15 protein-coding genes are annotated in these 17494 nt (G+C 70.5%); 2 read left to right on the top strand and 13 right to left on the bottom strand.

Translation table 11 applies throughout. The annotated features are described in order from the left end of the window. Positions 1-506: 506 nt before the first annotated feature. Complete coding sequence (locus JGS39_RS28680; RefSeq protein WP_219572503.1) at positions 507-2420, top strand: glycosyltransferase family 2 protein; 1914 nt, start codon at positions 507-509, stop codon at positions 2418-2420. After that, positions 2417-4351: a radical copper oxidase GlxA gene (gene glxA / locus JGS39_RS28675; protein WP_219572502.1), complete on the top strand. Its 1935-nt coding sequence runs from the start codon at positions 2417-2419 to the stop codon at positions 4349-4351. The genes JGS39_RS28680 and glxA overlap by 4 nt, the downstream gene beginning before the upstream one ends. Before the next feature lie 37 nt (positions 4352-4388). Here glxA and JGS39_RS28670 read toward each other — a convergent pair whose 3' ends face one another. From JGS39_RS28670 to JGS39_RS28610, 13 genes are all read right to left on the bottom strand, one after another. Further along, positions 4389-5426: a glycoside hydrolase family 6 protein gene (locus JGS39_RS28670; protein ID WP_219572501.1), complete on the bottom strand. Its 1038-nt coding sequence runs from the start codon at positions 5424-5426 to the stop codon at positions 4389-4391. Positions 5427-5782: 356 nt separating this feature from the next. Beyond that, positions 5783-6514 carry a class F sortase gene (locus JGS39_RS28665; protein WP_219572500.1) on the bottom strand — a complete coding sequence of 244 codons (732 nt, stop codon included), beginning with the start codon at positions 6512-6514 and terminating at the stop codon, positions 5783-5785. Position 6515: 1 nt separating this feature from the next. Beyond that, complete coding sequence (locus tag JGS39_RS28660) at positions 6516-7079, bottom strand: hypothetical protein (protein ID WP_219572499.1); 564 nt, start codon at positions 7077-7079, stop codon at positions 6516-6518. 122 nt (positions 7080-7201) lie between these two features. After that, a complete protein-coding gene (locus tag JGS39_RS28655) occupies positions 7202-7990 on the bottom strand; it encodes an HAD-IIA family hydrolase (protein WP_219572498.1) in 789 nt (262 codons plus the stop codon). Between the two features lie 101 nt (positions 7991-8091). Beyond that, positions 8092-9576: an alkaline phosphatase family protein gene (locus JGS39_RS28650; protein ID WP_219572506.1), complete on the bottom strand. Its 1485-nt coding sequence runs from the start codon at positions 9574-9576 to the stop codon at positions 8092-8094. Between the two features lie 161 nt (positions 9577-9737). Next, complete coding sequence (locus JGS39_RS28645; protein WP_219572497.1) at positions 9738-10799, bottom strand: 2-aminoethylphosphonate ABC transporter substrate-binding protein; 1062 nt, start codon at positions 10797-10799, stop codon at positions 9738-9740. A 39-nt stretch (positions 10800-10838) separates the two neighbouring features. Next, positions 10839-11636 (bottom strand): ABC transporter permease, encoded by a 798-nt coding sequence (locus tag JGS39_RS28640; RefSeq protein ID WP_219572496.1) that lies wholly within the window; start codon positions 11634-11636, stop codon positions 10839-10841. Further along, positions 11623-12582 carry a 2-aminoethylphosphonate ABC transporter permease subunit gene (locus JGS39_RS28635; RefSeq protein ID WP_371930382.1) on the bottom strand — a complete coding sequence of 320 codons (960 nt, stop codon included), beginning with the start codon at positions 12580-12582 and terminating at the stop codon, positions 11623-11625. Before JGS39_RS28635 ends, JGS39_RS28640 begins: the two co-directional genes overlap by 14 nt. After that, complete coding sequence (locus JGS39_RS28630; protein ID WP_219572494.1) at positions 12575-13660, bottom strand: ABC transporter ATP-binding protein; 1086 nt, start codon at positions 13658-13660, stop codon at positions 12575-12577. Before JGS39_RS28630 ends, JGS39_RS28635 begins: the two co-directional genes overlap by 8 nt. Then, on the bottom strand, positions 13657-14364 hold the full coding sequence (locus JGS39_RS28625) for a phosphonatase-like hydrolase (protein ID WP_306070192.1): 708 nt from the start codon (positions 14362-14364) through the stop codon (positions 13657-13659). The genes JGS39_RS28630 and JGS39_RS28625 overlap by 4 nt, the downstream gene beginning before the upstream one ends. After that, the gene (locus JGS39_RS28620) at positions 14361-15485 is read right to left on the bottom strand and encodes a TIGR03364 family FAD-dependent oxidoreductase (protein WP_219572493.1); all 1125 of its coding nucleotides are present in this window, start codon (positions 15483-15485) and stop codon (positions 14361-14363) included. The genes JGS39_RS28625 and JGS39_RS28620 overlap by 4 nt, the downstream gene beginning before the upstream one ends. A gap of 159 nt (positions 15486-15644) precedes the next feature. Next, positions 15645-16409, bottom strand: a complete 765-nt coding sequence (locus JGS39_RS28615) for a GntR family transcriptional regulator (RefSeq protein ID WP_219572492.1) — start codon at positions 16407-16409, stop codon at positions 15645-15647. Between the two features lie 91 nt (positions 16410-16500). Then, a partial coding sequence (locus tag JGS39_RS28610) for a hypothetical protein (RefSeq protein WP_236065825.1) occupies positions 16501-17494 on the bottom strand: 994 nt, incomplete at its 5' end.

The following is a 17494-nucleotide window of genomic DNA, read 5'->3' as shown; positions in this document are numbered from 1 at the left end:
GCGCAGGCGCCCCCACCACCCCTCCCGCAGGCGCCACTCGGCGAGCACTTTGCTCACGCACAGCTCACGCACGCCCGACAGGCAGCCACCACCCGGCGCCCCGACGGCGCGCGGGCCTCTCGCCCGCACCCCCATACGCCCTCACACCACCTCTTCACAAGAGCCCCACAAATCGCGCGTATGAGCGGGTACTAACCCCTTTCGCCCTTGCGGTGACGGCTGGGGTCGGCCAGTCTGTCTGGGAGTCGTCGGTGCCAACCGCGCCGATGAGACGCGTAGTTGGGGGAATCGGAGAGCAAGATTCCGGTTGTGTTCGGCGCAAGGGGGAGCCGTCGTGCACAAGCAAACGCCGAGCAGGCATCATGCAACCGGAAGGACGCCGTTCCCTGTCTCACGAACGGTGACCCGCCACTGAGCCGTCGGCCGCGTTCCAGGGGGACACGCGGAGGACGAGAAGAAACGACCGAGCGACCACGCAGCCCCGCCTGCGTGCAGGGGGATGACCCATGACGTCGACGCCGCCAGGCGCCCGGCAGGACCACGACCCGTCCCGGACGACACAGCTTCGGATACCCCCGCAGCTGCGGACCGGGGGCCAGCGGCGGCGACAGAGGAAAGCGCTGCCACGGTACGACTACGAGCACTACAGCCGGCTCGCCGGGCCTCTGACCCAGCCCGACCCCACCCGGCCGTACACCGTGAAATACCGCTCGCTCCTCTCCCAGGAGCCCCACCGGATACGCGCGGCCCTCCTGCTGGGGGCCGCCCCGCTCGTCTCGCTCGGCCTCTTCGCATGGCTGATGCAGCCCGAGCACTGGACACAGCGCGATCCGAACCTCCGGAACGACACGCTGCTGATCCTCGACATCGTGATGCTGGTCTCGATCGGTCTGATCGAGCTCTTCCGCACCCTGAACGTCCTCTCCAACGCACACGCCACGCTGGTGGCACGCGACCCGGTCCCGGTCGTGCCGGAGACCGGCACCCGGGTCGCCTTCCTCACCTCCTTCGTCCCGGGCAAGGAGCCCCTGGAGATGGTGACGAAGACCCTGGAGGCCGCCGTCCGCATCCGCCACCGCGGACCGATGCACGTCTGGCTCCTCGACGAGGGCGACGACCCCGCCGTGAAGGAGGTCTGCCTGCGGCTCGGGGTGCACCACTTCTCCCGCAAGGGCGTGGCGCACTGGAACCAGGCCAAGGGCCCGCACCGGGCGAAGACCAAGCACGGCAACTACAACGCCTGGCTCGACGCCCACGGTGACGCGTACGACTTCTTCGCGTCGGTCGACACCGACCATGTCCCGATGCCGAACTACCTGGAGCGGATGCTCGGCTACTTCCGGGACCCGGACGTCGGCTTCGTCATCGGCCCGCAGGTGTACGGCAACTACGACAGCTTCGTCACCAAGGCCGCCGAGTCGCAGCAGTTCCTCTTCCACGCGCTGATCCAGCGCGCCGGAAACCGCTACGGCGCCCCGATGTTCGTCGGCACCAGCAACGCGGTACGCATCAGTGCCCTCAAGCAGATCGGCGGTCTCTACGACTCGATCACCGAGGACATGGCGACCGGCTTCGAGATGCACCGCGCCCGCAATCCGCGCACCGGCCGCAAGTGGCGCTCCGTGTACACCCCGGACGTGCTGGCCGTGGGCGAGGGCCCGACCGCGTGGACGGACTTCTTCACCCAGCAGCTTCGCTGGTCGCGGGGCACGTACGAGACGATCCTCAAGCAGTACTGGAAGGGCTTCTTCTCGCTGCCCGCGGGCAAGCTCTTCAACTACACGATGATGATCATCTTCTACCCGATGTCCGCGATGAACTGGATCCTCGCGGCCCTCAGTTGCGCGCTGTTCCTGGGCATGGGCGCCTCCGGTGTGCAGATCGACCCGACCGTCTGGATGATGCTGTACGGCAACGCCTCGGCACTCCAGATCGGCCTGTACATCTGGAACCGCCGGCACAACGTCTCGCCGCACGAGCCCGAGGGTTCCGGCGGTCTCGCCGGCATGATGATGTCCGCGCTCTCCGCGCCGATCTACGCGCGCTCCCTGATGGACGCCGTGCTGCGCCGCAAGAGCTCCTTCGTCGTGACGCCCAAGGGCGACTCGTCGAGTCCGGACACCCTCTTCGGGACCTTCCGCATCCACCTCTTCTTCATCCTGGTCTTCGCCGGCTCCATCGCGGCGTCCTTCGTCCTCGGCCACAGCCACCCGGCGATGCTCACCTGGGCCGCGCTGGCGCTGCTGATCACCGCGGCGCCGATCTTCGGCTGGCGGTACACGATGCGGGCCGAGAAGAAGAAGCGCCGCGCGGGCCCGCCGCCGGCGAGCGGACCGCCCGCCCATGCCCAGCAGGAGAAGCCCCACTGGGCCGGCAACGAACAGACCATGCAGATCGCCCTTGGGGGACGTAAACCATGAAGTACCGTCCGAGCCGCCGTACCCGCCGCATGGCGATCAGTACGGCGGTGGTTCTCGCGCTCGCGGGAGCGAACGGGCCGTGGCTGTACCGCTTCAGCACCGAGCGCTACCACGCGTACAAGATCAACCAGGCCGACTACAAGGCGGCCAACGGCCACTGGGACTTCCTGGACATCCCCTCCGAGTTCCGGATCAACACGATCCACGCGGCGCTGCTGCACACCGGCAAGGTGCTGCTCGTCGCGGGCTCGGGCAACAACCAGAAGAACTTCGACGCGAAGAGCTTCCGGTCGGTGCTGTGGGACCCGGAGACCAACGCCTTCAAGAACATCCCCACGCCCAAGGACATGTTCTGCGCCGGTCACACCCAACTGCCGGACGGCAAGCTGCTCATAGCCGGCGGCACGAAGCGCTACGAGAAGCTCCAGGGTGACGTCACCAAGGCCGGCGGCCTGATGATCGTGCACAACGAGGACCCGGACAAGCCGATCACGCTGCCGGCGGGCACCCGGTTCACCGGCAAGGAGAACGGCAAGACCTTCGTCTCCAAGGACCCCGTGCTGGTGGAGAAGGCGACCAAGGTCTTCGACAAGAACACCGGCGCCTTCCTGCGCAACGACCCCGGGCTCGGCCGCATCTACGTCGAGGCCCAGAAGTCCGGCACGAAGCACGAGACGGGCACCGAGGACAACTACCGGATAGCGGGCCTGTCCGGCTCCGACACCCGCAACGTCTACGGGATCGCCCAGAAGCTGGCTCTCGACAAGAAGGACTTCCAGGGCATCCGCGAGGCCTTCGAGTTCGACCCGGTGGCGGAGAAGTACATCACCGTCGACCCGATGAACGAGGCCCGCTGGTACCCGACGCTCACCACGCTGGAGGACGGCAAGGTCCTCGCCCTGTCCGGCCTGGACGAGATCGGGCAGATCGTCCCCGGCAAGGACGAGATCTACGACCCGGAGACCAAGGAGTGGGAGTACACCGGCATCGTCCGGAAGTTCCCCACCTATCCGGCGATCTTCCTGCTCAACGACGGCAAGCTCTTCTACTCCGGCTCGAACGCGGGATACGGCCCCGCCACCGTCGGCCGCGCCCCCGGCGTCTGGGACCTGGCGACGAACAGGTTCACCAAAATCCCCGGCCTGAGCGATCCGGACAAGATGGAGACCTCGGCGACCGTACGGCTGCCTCCGGCCCAGGACGAGAGGTTCATGGTGATCGGCGGGGGCGGCGTCGGCGAGTCCGGCAAGTCCAGCGAGAAGTCCCGGCTGGTCGACCTCAAGGACGCCGATCCGAAGTTCAAGGACGGCGCCTCGCTGGACGAGGGCACCCGCTACCCGAGCGCGTCCCTGCTGCCCGACGACTCCCTGCTGGTCACCGGCGGCTCCAACGACTACCGCGGCCGCGGCGGTTCCGACGTGCTGCAGGCGCGGCTGTACGACGCGAAGTCGGACACGTACCAGCGGGTCGCGGACCCGGCGGTGGGCCGCAACTACCACTCGGGGTCCGTGCTGCTGCCCGACGGCCGGGTCATGATCTTCGGATCCGACTCGCTCTACTCCGACAAGGCCGACACCCGGCCCGGCGTCTTCGAGCAGCGCATCGAGATCTACACCCCGCCCTACCTGTACCGCGACTCACGGCCCGAGCTGACCGCCGGACCGAAGAGGATCGAGCGCGGGAAGACGGCGGTGTTCACCACCAACCAGGCCTCGTCCATCAAGTCGGCGAAGCTGATGCGGCCGAGCGCGGTCACCCATGTCACGGACACGGACCAGCGCTCGGTGGCGCTGGACCTGAAGCGGAAGGACGGCGAGATCTCGGTGACGGTGCCGGGGAACCGGGCACTGGTGCCGTCGGGCTGGTACATGCTGTTCGTCACCGACGACAAGGGCACGCCGTCCGAGGGGACGTGGGTGGAGGTGCCGTAGGCGTCGTCTCCCGCGGCACCGGACCGGGACCCTCCTCCTACTCGGTGCCGCGGGCCAGACCCAGCGCGTACTCGGGCCACCACGCGCCCGCCTTCGGGCCGCCCCGGCAGTCGCCGTCGGACTCGCCCGGCCGCTTGATCCAGAGGTACGCGTCGACCAGCTCGTCGCCCGTGGACGTCGTCGGCGTCTCGCCGAGGGCCCTGCCCGGCGGGTTGCACCAGGTCTCCTCGGGGGCGCCGCCGGTGTACGGGCCGTTGCCGTTTCGGCTGGTGTCGATCACGAACGGCTTGTTGCCGACCTTCGCCGACAGCCGCTTGCCGAAGTCCTTGCTGACCGCGGTGGTCTGGAAGTTGGAGACGTTGACCGCGAACCCGTCGGCCGCGCCCAGACCCGCCTGCTGGAGCGGCTGGAACAGCGCGTCCGGGGTGTGCCAGCCCGCGTTGCCCGCATCCAGGTAGACCTTGGTGCCCGGCAGCTGCTTGAGCCGCTCGACCGCACCCTTGAGCAGGTCGTAGCGCTCCTCGTGGAACTCCTGCGGGGTGCACCCGTCGACCAGGTGCAGCACCGCGTCCGGCTCCAGGACCACGGTCGCGCCCCGGTCGCCGATGCCCTTGGCCACACTGTCCAGCCAGGCGCGGTACGCGTCTCCGTCGGCGGCGCCGCCCTTGGAGAACTGGCCGCAGTCGCGGTGCGGGATGTTGTAGAGGACCAGCAGAGCCTCCCGGTCGGCCTTCTCGGCCGCCTCCGTGAAGCCCTTCGCCTCGGCCTCCGGATTGTCCGTGCCGATCCACTCGCCGACCGGCTGCCGGGCGATCCGGCGGATCAGCGCGGCGTCCTTCTCGTTGCCGTCCTCGGTGTAGCGACCGACCTGCCGGGCGGCGTTCCCGTCGGGGTTGACCCAGTACGGGTCGGCGCCCTTGGGCTGCTGGCCGATGGCCGCCGGGTTCTTGCCGCCGGATCCGCCTTCACCGTCGCCGTCACCGGAAGACCCGCATCCCGCGAGCAGCAGCACGGCGCCTGCCGCGGCCACGCACACTCCCCGCATGCCGAACCGGCCGTTGTGACTGCCGTACATCCACTCCCCCAGGAACCGAGGTGCGACGGCGGTGCTGTCGCATCTCCGTCCATCCTGGCACAGCGCCCAGGACCGGCCCGGGCCCTCACGACTTCGTCGAAGAGCTGTTACGGCGGGTTCACCACGCTCTGCCCCGGCTGTCCGCGTGCGGAGGGTGACCGGTTATCGACGTAACGTCAGAAATCTTCTGGGTTCGGGGAGTTCATGCCCCTACAGTGGGGCGTGCGGCGGACCCGGACGCCGCAGACCTCCCGTGTCCGCGCCGGGCCACTCCCGCGGCCCGCGCCCCGCGGTCGAGGACCGGCCCGGCCGGCGCCCGGAGAAACCGGGCGCCGGCCGGGCCGGATACCAGCCGGTCAGCCGCCGGCGGGCGCGCCCGCCTTGCCGACCGCCTCCTTCTCCGCATCGGCCCGCGCCTTCTCCCGGGACTTCTCGCCCGTGAGGTAGGCCGAGACGACGACGTTCGCCGTGTACGACTTCGACGCACGGTCGTACGTACCGCCGCAGGTGATCAGCCGGAGCTCGGCCCGACCGTCCTTGCGGGGCCCGTAGGCCTTCTGCGCGTTGAAGCGTTCGCGGGTGAAGACCTGGACGTCGTCGATGGTGAACTCGGCGACGCTGCCGTCGGCCCGGGTCACCTCGACCTCGGCGCCTGGGCGGGCCGCGCTGAGCCCGTAGAAGACGGCCGGTTTGGTCTCGGTGTCGACATGGCCGACGAACAGGGCCGGTCCCTTGGCGCCGGGCTCGGTGCCGGCGCCGTACCAGCCGACCGTCCGGGGCGTGTCGAAGGACGGCGGTTCGATCGCCCCGTCCTCGTCCAGGCCACGGGAGACGACGGGGGCCGAGATCCCGATCGACGGGATCTCGACGCTCCGCGGCGCGACGCCCTCGATCGGGTCGTGGGCCGGTGGCAGCGGCACGCCGAGCGGCCGGCCGACCGCGGCGACATCGCCGGTGGTCGGCGCGGAGCTGGCTCCGGAGCCGCCGGTGATGCCTCGGCCCCAGAGCCACAGACCCAGCAGGAGTACGGCCCAGGCCACTCCGGTGAGCAGCCTGCCGTGTCCTGCCGAGCGGTCCGAGGCGGACACGTCAGTCGGTGGCCGGGCGGCGGCGTCGCACGCTGCGGAAGGCTACGGCGACGGCGGCGACGGCGGCCAGGGCGAGGCCGACCACGGCGTGAACGGTGCCGGGACCGTCCTGCTGGGCGGCGGCCTGGTCGGCGAGCACGGCGGTGCCTCCGCCACCCGCGCGGACCGGGGCGACGGGCATGGGCCGGTTGCGGTGGACGACGGTCAGCACGGCGGACGCCTTGAGGTGCTTGTCGCCCTTGCAGACGACCTGGACGTCGTAGTCACCGGGCTCGGCGTCCGAACGGACCCGGGCCTCGGCGAACAGCGTCCGGTCGCCGCCGGGCGAGAAGCGCGCCTCGGAGACGAAGGCGTCGGAGCTGCCCTTGGCCTCCTTGCCCTTGCAGCCGTCGACCTCCAGGTCGACCTCACCGCCCGGGGAGACAGAGGACGGGGAGAGCGTGAGGGTGGCCCGGGACCGCGAGTCCTCGTGGTCCGAGTCGGAATTGGCCAGTGCGACGGAAGCGGGCATCAGGGTCGCCGCGGCCACCGCGGCGGCACAGAACGTGAGGGGTATGGAACGCATCGTGAACCTCCTGATGGAAGGTTCACGCGTGCCGGAGCATTTCGCATCCGCAGGGCCCGGCCGCTGGGCCGGTGGAGTGCGGGGCGGCGGGCCGGCCCGCCCGTTCCCCGCACTGGCCCGGGTCAGCCCACGTCGACGAGTTCGACCAGGTCGGCGATGGAGTCGACGACGGTGGAGGGCCGGAACGGGTACTTGTCGATGTCCGCCACCGTAGTGAGTCCGGTCAGCACCAGGAAGGTCTGCATGCCCGCCTCCAGGCCGGCCAGCACATCGGTGTCCATCCGGTCGCCGATCATGGCGCTGGACTCGGAGTGGGCGCCGATCGCGTTGAGCCCGGTGCGCATCATCAGAGGGTTGGGCTTGCCCGCGAAGTAGGGGGCCTTGCCGGTCGCCTTGGTGATGAGGGCGGCGACGGAGCCCGTCGCGGGCAGCGGGCCCTCGGCGGACGGGCCGGTCTCGTCGGGGTTGGTGCAGATGAAGCGCGCCCCGTTGTTGATCAGCCGGATCGCCTTGGTGAGCGCCTCGAAGGAGTACGTACGCGTCTCGCCGAGGACCACGTAGTCGGGCTCGTGGTCGGTCAGGACGTAGCCGATGTCGTGCAGCGCGGTCGTGAGTCCCGCCTCGCCAATGACGTAGGCCGTGCCGCCGGGCCGCTGGTCGTCCAGGAACTGGGCGGTGGCGAGTGCGGAGGTCCAGATGTTCTCGACGGGGACGTCGAGGCCCATGCGGCTGAGCCGGGCGTGCAGGTCCCGGGCGGTGTAGATGGAGTTGTTGGTGAGGACCAGGAAGGGCAGCCCCGAGTCCCGCAGCCGCTTGATGAAGGCATCCGCGCCGGGGATCGGCGTCCCCTCGTGGATGAGGACTCCGTCCATGTCGGTGAGCCAGGACGAGATCGGCTTGCGCTCTGCCATGTGGGACTCCAGTTGCCGTACGCCAAATGCGGGGACGCCGGCGGCACCGCGTTGTGCAGCGCCGACGCCCCCGATTTTAGAGGGTCCGCCCCGGCCCCTGATCAGCCGGAGGTGATCCGCACACCGTCGACGACCCAGAACCAGTTGTTGCCCCCGGTGTACCGAAACCGGACCTGGGCGGTGGTGACTCCGGCCGGGACCTGAAGGCTGATCGATTCGGCCTTCGAGACGGTGTCCGCGGTGTACGTCCTCACCGTGACGGGCGTGCCTCCGTCGTAGGAGACCAGGACCTCGCCCTTCTGCGGGTCCTCCTGACGGTAGTGGCTGGTGTAGGCGAGGGTGGCGGTGCGACCGCCCCGGACCGGCCAGGCGGGGCTGATCAGGGTGGAGTCGAAGGTGCCCGTGTAGTCCTTGTCGACCCACTCGTCGCCGTCGGCGACCGCGAAGACGTTCCGGGCCCGGACATTGGTCTCGCGCCACTGGCCGCGTTCGGCGGAGGTCCAGAACTCATCGGTGGTGAAGGTCCAGCCGCGCCATTCGGTGACGCCGCCGGTGCCCATCGCGCTGTTGTCGACGGCCCATCCGGCGGGCGGGGTGTGGGTGAAGCCGACGACCGCGCTGCCGATGCCCGTCTCGTCGGCCCTGGTCTGCAACTGCGGGCGCAGGGCGTCGAAGGCGTCGGGGGTGGGCTGCTGGAGCGGCCGGCCGTCGAGTCCCCAGGCCGGGTTCACGGCTATGCCCAGGTGGGCGAGGGCGGAGGCCGCGACGTCCGGCATCTTGATGTCGTACCGGGTGGAGCCCGGGGTGATGGAGCCGCCGCTCGCCAGCAGGAAGGTCTGCCGCTCGGCCGCGCTGGAGCCGCCGTGGCCGCCCGCGTCGGTGTGCCCGTGGTCGGCGGTGACCATGATGAGCCAGTCCTCGGAGCCGTACGTGGACCGGCCCCGTACCGCCGCTACCAGTTGGCCGACCTGGGTGTCGACGCCGTGGATGGCGTCCAGGTACTGGCTGCTCGCGGCGCCGTAACTGTGCCCCGCGTGGTCGACGTTGTCCAGGTGGACGAAGACCGCGTCGCGGTTGCCGCCGGCCAGCTCGGCGGCGGCCCTGCTCGTGGTGCCGGTGTCGTACTCGGCGTCCGGGGTGGAGACCCGGGTGTCGACCTTCGCGGAGAAGATCGTGTCGGTGACCGGGTTCCAGGAGGCGACGGCGTACGTCGAGAGCGAGGGCTTCGCCGTCTCGATCCGGGTGAGGAAGTCGGGGTACTGCGCGAAGGCGTTGCCGGTGAAGGCGTTGTCCTTGACGTGATGCTTGTCGGGCCAGACGCCGGTGATGATCGTGGACCAGCCCGGACCGGACAGGGTGGGTGCCATCGGATCGGCGTAGAGCGGGCTGACCGAGGTGAGTCCGGCCGACATCAGCGCGTCGAGGTGGGGTGCGTCCGCGTCCTTGATCCTGTTCAGCAGGGCGCCGTCCAGTCCGATGACCAGGACCTTGGGCGTACGGGCGGCGGCACGGGCGGCCGTGGCAGTGGCGAGGGGTCCTGCGGCGGCGAGGGCGGCCGCGCTCATGAGGAGAGAGCGGCGGGACATGCCTGAGGTCACGAGATTCTCCGTCGGAGTGGTGGGGACACACGGGAGCGCGCTCAAATCCCTGCTGGTTACACAGGAGTTGAACTCGGGACTAGACCCGTTATCTTTTCGCGATGATCCATCGGAGGTCCAGACCCCTGCGGTGAATCGTCCGGCAACGGTCAGCTTCCGGTGGCCGACTTCCAGGCGTCCACGTACGTGTCCAGGTTGGTCCCGATGTCGGACCAGTCCGGCTCGAAGACCTCGACCCCTTCCATCAGCTTCGTGAGCGCCGCCGCGTTGGCGTCGGTTGCCTCGATGTCCTTGCGGGCGGCGAACCCGCCGCCGACCTCGCTGACGTCCTTCTGGGCCTGCTCGGCGAGCATGAAGTCGAGCAGCTTCTTGCCGTTGGCGCTGTGCGGGGCCTTGGTGACCAGCCCGGCGGCATACGGCAGCGCGAAGGTGGTGGGCTTGCCGCCGGCCTTCGCGGGGAACCAGATGCCGAGGTTCGGCATGTCCTTGGACTGGGCGTAGTTCATCTGGACATCGCCGTTGGCGGCGAGGAGTTCACCCTTGTCGACCTTGGGGGCGAGCTTGCCGGTGGAGGCGGACGGGCCGACGTTGTTGGCCTGGAGCTTCTTCAGGTAGGCCATCGCCGGCTCCTTGCCGCCGAAGTCGTGCATGGCCTTGATGAGCACGGCCGTACCGTCACCGGCGATGCCCGGGGTGGAGTACTGGACCTTCTCGTCGTACTTCCCGTCGAGGAGCTCCTCCCAGGTGGCGGGCGGGGTGGTCAGCTCCTTCTTGTTGTAGACGAAGCCGAAGTAGTTGTTGACGACGGAGGTCCACTTCCCGTCGGACGCCTTGCCGGCGCTCTCCACCTGGTCGGAGCCGGCAGGCTCGTACGCCTGGAGGAGTCCCTTGGTGTCGGCCTGCTGGATGAAGGGCGGGAGGGTGACGAGCACATCGGCCTGGGTGTTGGACTTCTCGCGGACGGCGCGCTGCACCATCTCGCCGGAGCCGCCCTCCACGTACTCGACCTTGATGCCGGTCTCCTTCTCGAAGTCCTTGAAGACCTTGTCGTACCAGCCGTCACCGTTCTCGCCCTTGAGGCCGTCGGCGCTGTAGACGGTGACGACCTTCTCGTCGGACGCGGCCGAGGAGCCGCCGCAGGCGGAGAGGGTGGCGGCGAGGGCGAGCGCGCCGGTGACGGCGGCTATGGGCCTGAGGTGGTTCTTGCGCATGGCTGTCGTATCTCCTGGAAGACGTGGCGTTACGGGATCTCAGCGGTAGGAGGCCCTGGTGCGGATGCGGGAGACCGCGAACAGCACGAGCAGCGTCGCCGCCATCAGGACCACCGCGACGGCCGCTCCGGTGAAGAGCGAGCCGCGGTCGGTGGCCGCGAAGATCTGCACGGGGAGGGGTGTCCAGTCCGGCGGGTAGAGCATCATCGTGGCGCTCAACTCGCCCATCGACAGGGCGAAGCAGAGCCCTGCCGCCGCCGTGAGGGACGGCAGCAGGAGCGGCAGCCTGACGCGCAGCAGCACGTACGAGGGCCGGGCGCCGAGGCTGGCGGCCGCCTGTGCGTACATCGGGTCGAGACGAACTGCCGCGGCCGAAACCGACGTGTAGGCGAACGCCGTGACAAGGACGGTGTGCGCGAGGATCACGATCCAGCGCGTCCCGTTGAGCAGCACCGGCGGCTGGCTGAACGCGACGAGTACGGCGAGTCCGACGACGACGGACGGCACGGCGACCGGCAGCATGAACAGCGCGTCGAGGAACCGTTTGCCGCGGCGCCCCAGCGAGGCGGCGGCGAGCGCGGCCCAGGTGCCGATGGTGAGGGCGGCCAGACTCGCGGTGACGGCGGTGACCAGGCTCGTGGTGAGGGCCTGGAGGGAATCGCCCGCGGTGGCCGCGTCGTAGTGGTCGAGGGTGGGTCCGGAGGGGAAGGCGCCGGACCAGTTCGTGGCGAACGAGGCCGCGAGGACGACCAGCAGCGGCACCGCGAACAGCGGGACGAAGAGCAGGAGGAAGACGGCCCAGGTGGCCCACTTCCCGGTACGGCTATGCACCAGCACGGCGGCTCACCGCCCGGTACAGGCTGTAGAGACCGACGGAGATCGCGATGTTGACGACGGCGACGACGCAGGCGGCCGGGTAGTCGGACTCCAGGATCGCCTTGCTGTAGACGAGCATCGGCAGGGTGGTGACCCCTTTCGCGCCGGTGAAGAGCACGATGCCGAACTCGTTGAGGCACATCACGAGGACGAGGCTGCCGCCCGCGAGAAGCGCCGGGAGCGCCTCGGGGAGGATCACCTGCCGCACGATCCGGGCGGGCCCGGCACCGAGCGAGGACGCCACCTCCAGCTGTGCGGTGTCGAGCTGGGAGAAGGCGGCGAGCAGGGGGCGCATCACGAACGGGGTGAAGTAGGTGATCTCGGCGAGGAGTACGCCCCACGGGGTGGTGAGGAAGTGGAAGGGCCCGTCGGCCGCTCCCGTGACGCCGGTCCAGACGCCGTTGGCCATGCCCGCGTTGCCGTAGATGAACAGCAGCGCGAGCGTGATCAGGAAGGAGGGGAAGGAGAGGAAGACGTCCACGAACCGGGCGACGGCCTTGGCGCCGGGGAACGGGACGAAGGCGATGACCAGGGCCAGGACGAATCCGAGGACGAGGCATCCCACGGTCGAACCGGCGGCGAGCCACACGGTGGTGGTGAGGGCCGACCGGAAGGAAGCGGAGGCGAAGACGTCGGCGTACGGCGCGAGCGAGGTACCGCCCTCGTCGGGGCTGAAGGACTGTTGGACCACGAGGAGGAGGGGGTAGAGAAACACGACGGCGAGCACGGCCACGGGGGGCAGCGCCCAGGCAGGACCCTTCCAGCCCGTCCGCGCCTTTGTGGGCATCTGTTCCGCCGGGGCGAGTGGGGTCTCCCCCGGTCGGGCGGAGTCGAGACCTCGGGGATGGGTGGGCACAACCCCCGGTGCGGGGAGCGGCTGCGTAAGCGGTTCGCTGGTGCTAGCCATGAGAGGCCCCCGCCCCCTGCGGCAGCAACACCGCATCGTGCGCCGCGAAATGCAGCGTCACCCTGTCGCCCAGTACCGGCGTGTCCCGCAGCTCCCGGACATCCGCCTTGACCCTGTGCCCGTCGACATCGACGTACAGCCGGTGCGTGGAGCCGCGCCACTGGACCTCCGAGATCGTCCCGGTCAGCGCGTTGGGCCCGTCCCCGAGCCCGACCAGATGCGGCCGGACGCAGAGAGTCGCGGTGGCACCGCCGGCCACCGAACCCGTCGGCACGGCGAGCGCGTGCCCGGCGAAGTCCACCGTGCCGGCGGGCTCCGCGACGGTGACCGGCAGCAGGTTGGCGTTGCCGACGAACGAGGCGGTGAACTCCGTACGGGGACGCCGGTACAGCTCCTGCGGAGTGCCGCAGTCCTGGAGCCGGGCCTTGTCCATGACGGCGATCCGGTCGGCGAGGGTCAGCGCCTCGACCTGGTCGTGGGTGACGTACAGGATGGAGACGTCCGGGAGTTCACGGTGCAGCCGGGCCAGTTCTGTCAGCATCCCGGAGCGCAGCTGGGCGTCGAGCGCGGAGAGCGGTTCGTCGAGCAGCAGGACCCCGGGGCGGATGGCGAGGGCGCGGGCGATGGCGACGCGCTGCTGCTGGCCGCCGGAGAGTTCGCGCGGGTAGCGCCTGGCGTAGTCCCCCATGCCGACGAGTTCGAGTGCCTCGGCGACCCGTCCCGGGATCCCGGCCTTGTCGGCCTTCTGCGCCTTCAGGCCGAAGGCGACGTTGTCCTGGACCCGCAGGTGCGGGAAGAGGGCGTACTGCTGGACGACCATGCCGATGCCGCGCTTGTGCGGCGGCAGGGCGGTGACATCGCGGTCGCCGATGAACACCCGCCCGGCCGCGGGCCGGACGAATCCGGCGACGGCGCGCAGGGCGGTCGTCTTGCCGGATCCGGAGGGGCCGAGGAGGGCCATGACCTCACCGGGTTCGACGGTCAGGTCGAGCCGGTCGAGGACGACGTTGCCGCCGTAGGCGACGCTGACCCCGTCGAACCTGATGCCGCCGCGGACGGCTTCGGCCCCGCCCGTCATGCCTCGGCCCGCGCGATCAGGCCGGGCAGTTCGGCGACGGAGCCGAGGACGTGGGTGGCTCCGCTGCGGGTCAGCTGGTCCTTGTCGTGGGCGCCGGTGAGGACGCCCGCGACGATGCCGGCGCCGGCGCGTACGCCGCTGAGCATGTCGTACGAGGTGTCCCCCGCGACGACGGTCCGGCGGACGTCGTCCACGGCCCCCGTGCGCAGGAACGCGGCGAGGACCATGTCCGGGTAGGGGCGGCCGCGGCCGCCCGCGTCGGCGGGGCAGAGGGTCAGGGCGACCAGGTCCTGCCAGCCGAGTGCGGCAAGGATCGCGTCCTGGGTGGCGCGGGCGAAGCCGGTGGACAGGGCCACGGTCCGGCCCTCGGACGTGAGCTGTTCGATGGCCTCGCGGGCACCGGGGACGGGGGCGATGCGGCCGCCGTCGACCAGTTCTCCGTACGCCTCCTCGAAGGCGGCGTTGGCCCGCTGGGCCAAGGTCTCCTCGCCGAACAGGTGGCGGAAGACGGTGATCTTGGACTCGCCCATGGTGGCGCGTACGTAGTCGAGCTTCCCGGCATGGTCGGCGGAGCCGGGCTCCACGCCGAGGCGTGCGGCAGCGGCGGAGAAGGCCTGCTCGACGAGGCCGCCGTCGGCGACGGTGGTGCCTGCCATGTCGAGGACGATCAGATTCAGCTTGGAGTCGTGGTTCAACGTCTTCACCAGCCCAGTTCGTTGGCGGTTGTTTCGGCGATGGCGGGCGAGCAGGTCATGCCGCGTCCGCCGGGCCCGGTGACGAGCCAGACGCCGTCCCGCACCTCCTGGCGGTGGACGACGCGGGTGGTGTCGGTGCACTGGGCGTAGACCCCGGCCCAGCGGCGGCGGATCCTCGGCAGCGGGCGGCCGAGGAAGGACTCGACGACCGCGGTGAGGTGCTCGTAGGGCTCCTCGACGGTGTCGAAGGAGAAGGGGTGCTCGTACTCGTGGGTGTCGCCGATGGTCAGTCCGCCGTCGCGGCGCTGGACCATCAGGAGCTGCATCCGGTGCTCGGCGGCGGTGGGGGTCTGGGCCTGGCCGGTGTTGAGCGCGTCGAGCGCCTCGCCGCGGTAGGCCGGGTAGTAGCGGAAGCTGTCGGCGTCGGCGACGGAGGTGGTGAGCGGTTCGCCGAGCGGGTCGGTCTGCATCATCTGGAGGCGGACCCGGCGCACGGGCAGATCAGGTCCGGCCAGTTCGCGGACGAGGCCGCCGAGCCAGGCGCCGGTGGCGAGGACGACGGCGTCGCCGGTGTGGACGTCGCCGTGGTCGTCACGGACGGATGCGGTGCCGACGACTTCGCGCACCTCGCGGCCGCCGAGGTAGGTATAGCGGCCGGAGGCCAGCAGCTCCTGCTTCAGGGCAAGTTGGGCGGTGCGCGGTTCGACGGCCGCGTCCCGCTCGCACCACAGCGCGGCGGCGAAGTCGCCGCGCAGGGCGGGGTTGATCGCCCTGGCCTCGCCGGCGGTCAGCAGTTTGTAACCGCGGGCCGCCGCGTCGGGGCGGGCGACGGCCGCTTCGGCGACGGCGGTCTCCCGTGCGGTGCGCACCGGGGTGAGCGAGCCACAGGCCCGGAAGCCGAGTCCCGGCACCCGCTCACCGAGGGACTCCCACAGCTCGCGGGCGCGGAGCGCGGTCTCCAGCTCCTCGCCGCCGGCCCGGCCGCTGACCCAAATCTGTCCGAAATTGCGGAGCGATGCCCCGCGAGCCTCACTTTCGCGCTCGATCTGTACGACCTCGTGGCCGCGTTTCACTGCGTGCCAGGCGTGCATGGTTCCCACCACGCCGGCTCCTACGACGATGACTCTCACGACGGCAACGCTCCTCGGCACGGGTGGCCTGAACGGATCGGTACGGCAACGGGAGGGTGAACTGGGCCCCAAGCTTGGACTAGACCCGTTACGTTCTCGTTATCGTCGTGAGTCGATCCGTGCAGTCCATCCGTACAGTCGGGCCGCGCCCGTGCGGGTTCAGCCCCGTCCGCCGAGGTGGGCCGTGAAGGAGAACCGGTCACCGCGGAACAGGGTCCGCACGCGCTCCAGCGGCTGTCCGCCCGTGTCCCGCGAGATCCGGTGGATCAGCAGCATCGGCAGAGCGGGCGGCGTACCGATGAGCAGCGCCTCGCGCGGGGTGGCGAGCACGGTCTCGATCCGCTCGTCCGCGTCACCGAAGGAGATCCCGAGCCGGTCGTGCAGATAGGCGTAGAACGAGGAGTCGGGGTCGAACTTCTCCTCCAGGTCCGGCACCCGGGCGACGCTGATGTACGTGCTCTCCAGGCCGACCCGGTCGTCATCGGCGAGCAGCACCCGCTCCAGGTGCCAGACCGGCTCGCCGCTCTCCGCCCCGATCTCGGGGGCGAGCGCCTCGGGGCAGGGGAACCGCTCCAGACCGATGAGACGGCGGCCCGGGGTGCGGCCCTGACGGCGGACGCCCTCCGTGTAGCTCGCGAGGGAGAGCGGCTGTTCCAGCTTGGGTCCCGCGACCACCGTGCCGCGCCCCTGCCGGGCCAGCCGTCCCTCCAGGAGCAGTTCACGCAGCGCCTGGCGCACGGTCTCGCGCGACACCTCGTAGCGCAGGGCGAGTTCGCGTTCCGGCGGCAGCGTGCCGCCCTCGCCCAGCTCGTCGATGAGGGCGGAGACATGAGCCTTGACCGCGTAGTACTTGGGGATACGGCCGTGCTCCGGGATGCCGGAGCGGATCGGTGCGCCAGGTGCCTGGTCGTGCGGGTAGTCCACGGACCGATGGTGGCAGACGGATGTGAACACCGGTGGTCACGGCGGCGGGCCGCGGCCAAAAGCCACCGCCGGTGCACGGGGACGGCGAGGGTCAGCGGGAGGCGCGGCGCATCCGGCGGGCACCCAGCACCACGGCGCCTCCGCCGATCAGGAATCCGGCGACGGTGAGGGCGGGCATCGGGACCGGAACCGAGATTCCCGTCCTGGCGAGTTCCGGCACCCCGGCCGGATCGCGGCCGGGTGCGACCGGGCGCGGGGCGGGGCTGGAGTCGGACCGCCCGGTGAGGCCGTCGCCCTCCTCCTTGCCGGTTCCGCCCACTTCGCCGGGTTCGTCCGTCGTGCCGTCGCCCGTCAGGTCCCCGCTGCCGTCGTCCTCGACCACGGTGAACGGGTAGTCCTCGGACTCGCCGACCCACTCCCCGTCGAGGCCCTCGCCCGTGGCGCCGCCGCCGGTGCGCTGTCGCTGGACGATCGCGGCGTTCGCGGTGATCCGGCCGGGGCTGGTGTCGGAGGTGAACGCCAGCCTGACCTGGACGGTGACGGTCCGGCCGGCCGGCACGGTGAAGCCGGGGAAGGAGTCGTCGCCCTCGCCGCCGAAGACGCCGATGTGCTCGTCGCGGTCGGTCGTCTCCCAGCTGACGCGGTGTTCGACACCGGGGTGGGCGCGTTCGGAGAACTCCAGCTGGATCTGGTCGGAGGTCAGGGTGCGGTCCTCGTCGGTGAGGACCAGGACCGGGTGGATGGCGCGGCAGGGCTCGGCGGTGGTGTTGGTCAGGTCCAGGAACCAGGTGCCGTAGCCGCCGCCCGAGGCGTAGGTGTCCGGGCCGCCGTGGATCCGGGTGTCGATCGGGAAGTCGGTGGCCTCCGGGCCACCGCAGGCGGGCTGCTGGTCGGCGGAGGCGGCGTCCGGCGCGGATGCCGGGTTCAGGTTGGCGGTCGGAGTGGAGGCCGGATGGCGCTGCGGGGCGGCCGCGGCCGGGCCGCCGAGGACGACGGCGGGCACGACGCTGGCCGCGGCCAGCCCGAGCACGAGCCCGTGCCGGGTACGGCCGGCCACGGGGGGCGGCGGCGACGGCGGGTGCGAC

This window comes from Streptomyces poriferorum (assembly GCF_019399235.1).
GTDB lineage: Bacteria > Actinomycetota > Actinomycetes > Streptomycetales > Streptomycetaceae > Streptomyces > Streptomyces poriferorum.
The sequence above is the reverse complement of the archived record's forward strand: the minus strand, read 5'-3'. Positions and strand labels throughout refer to the sequence as shown.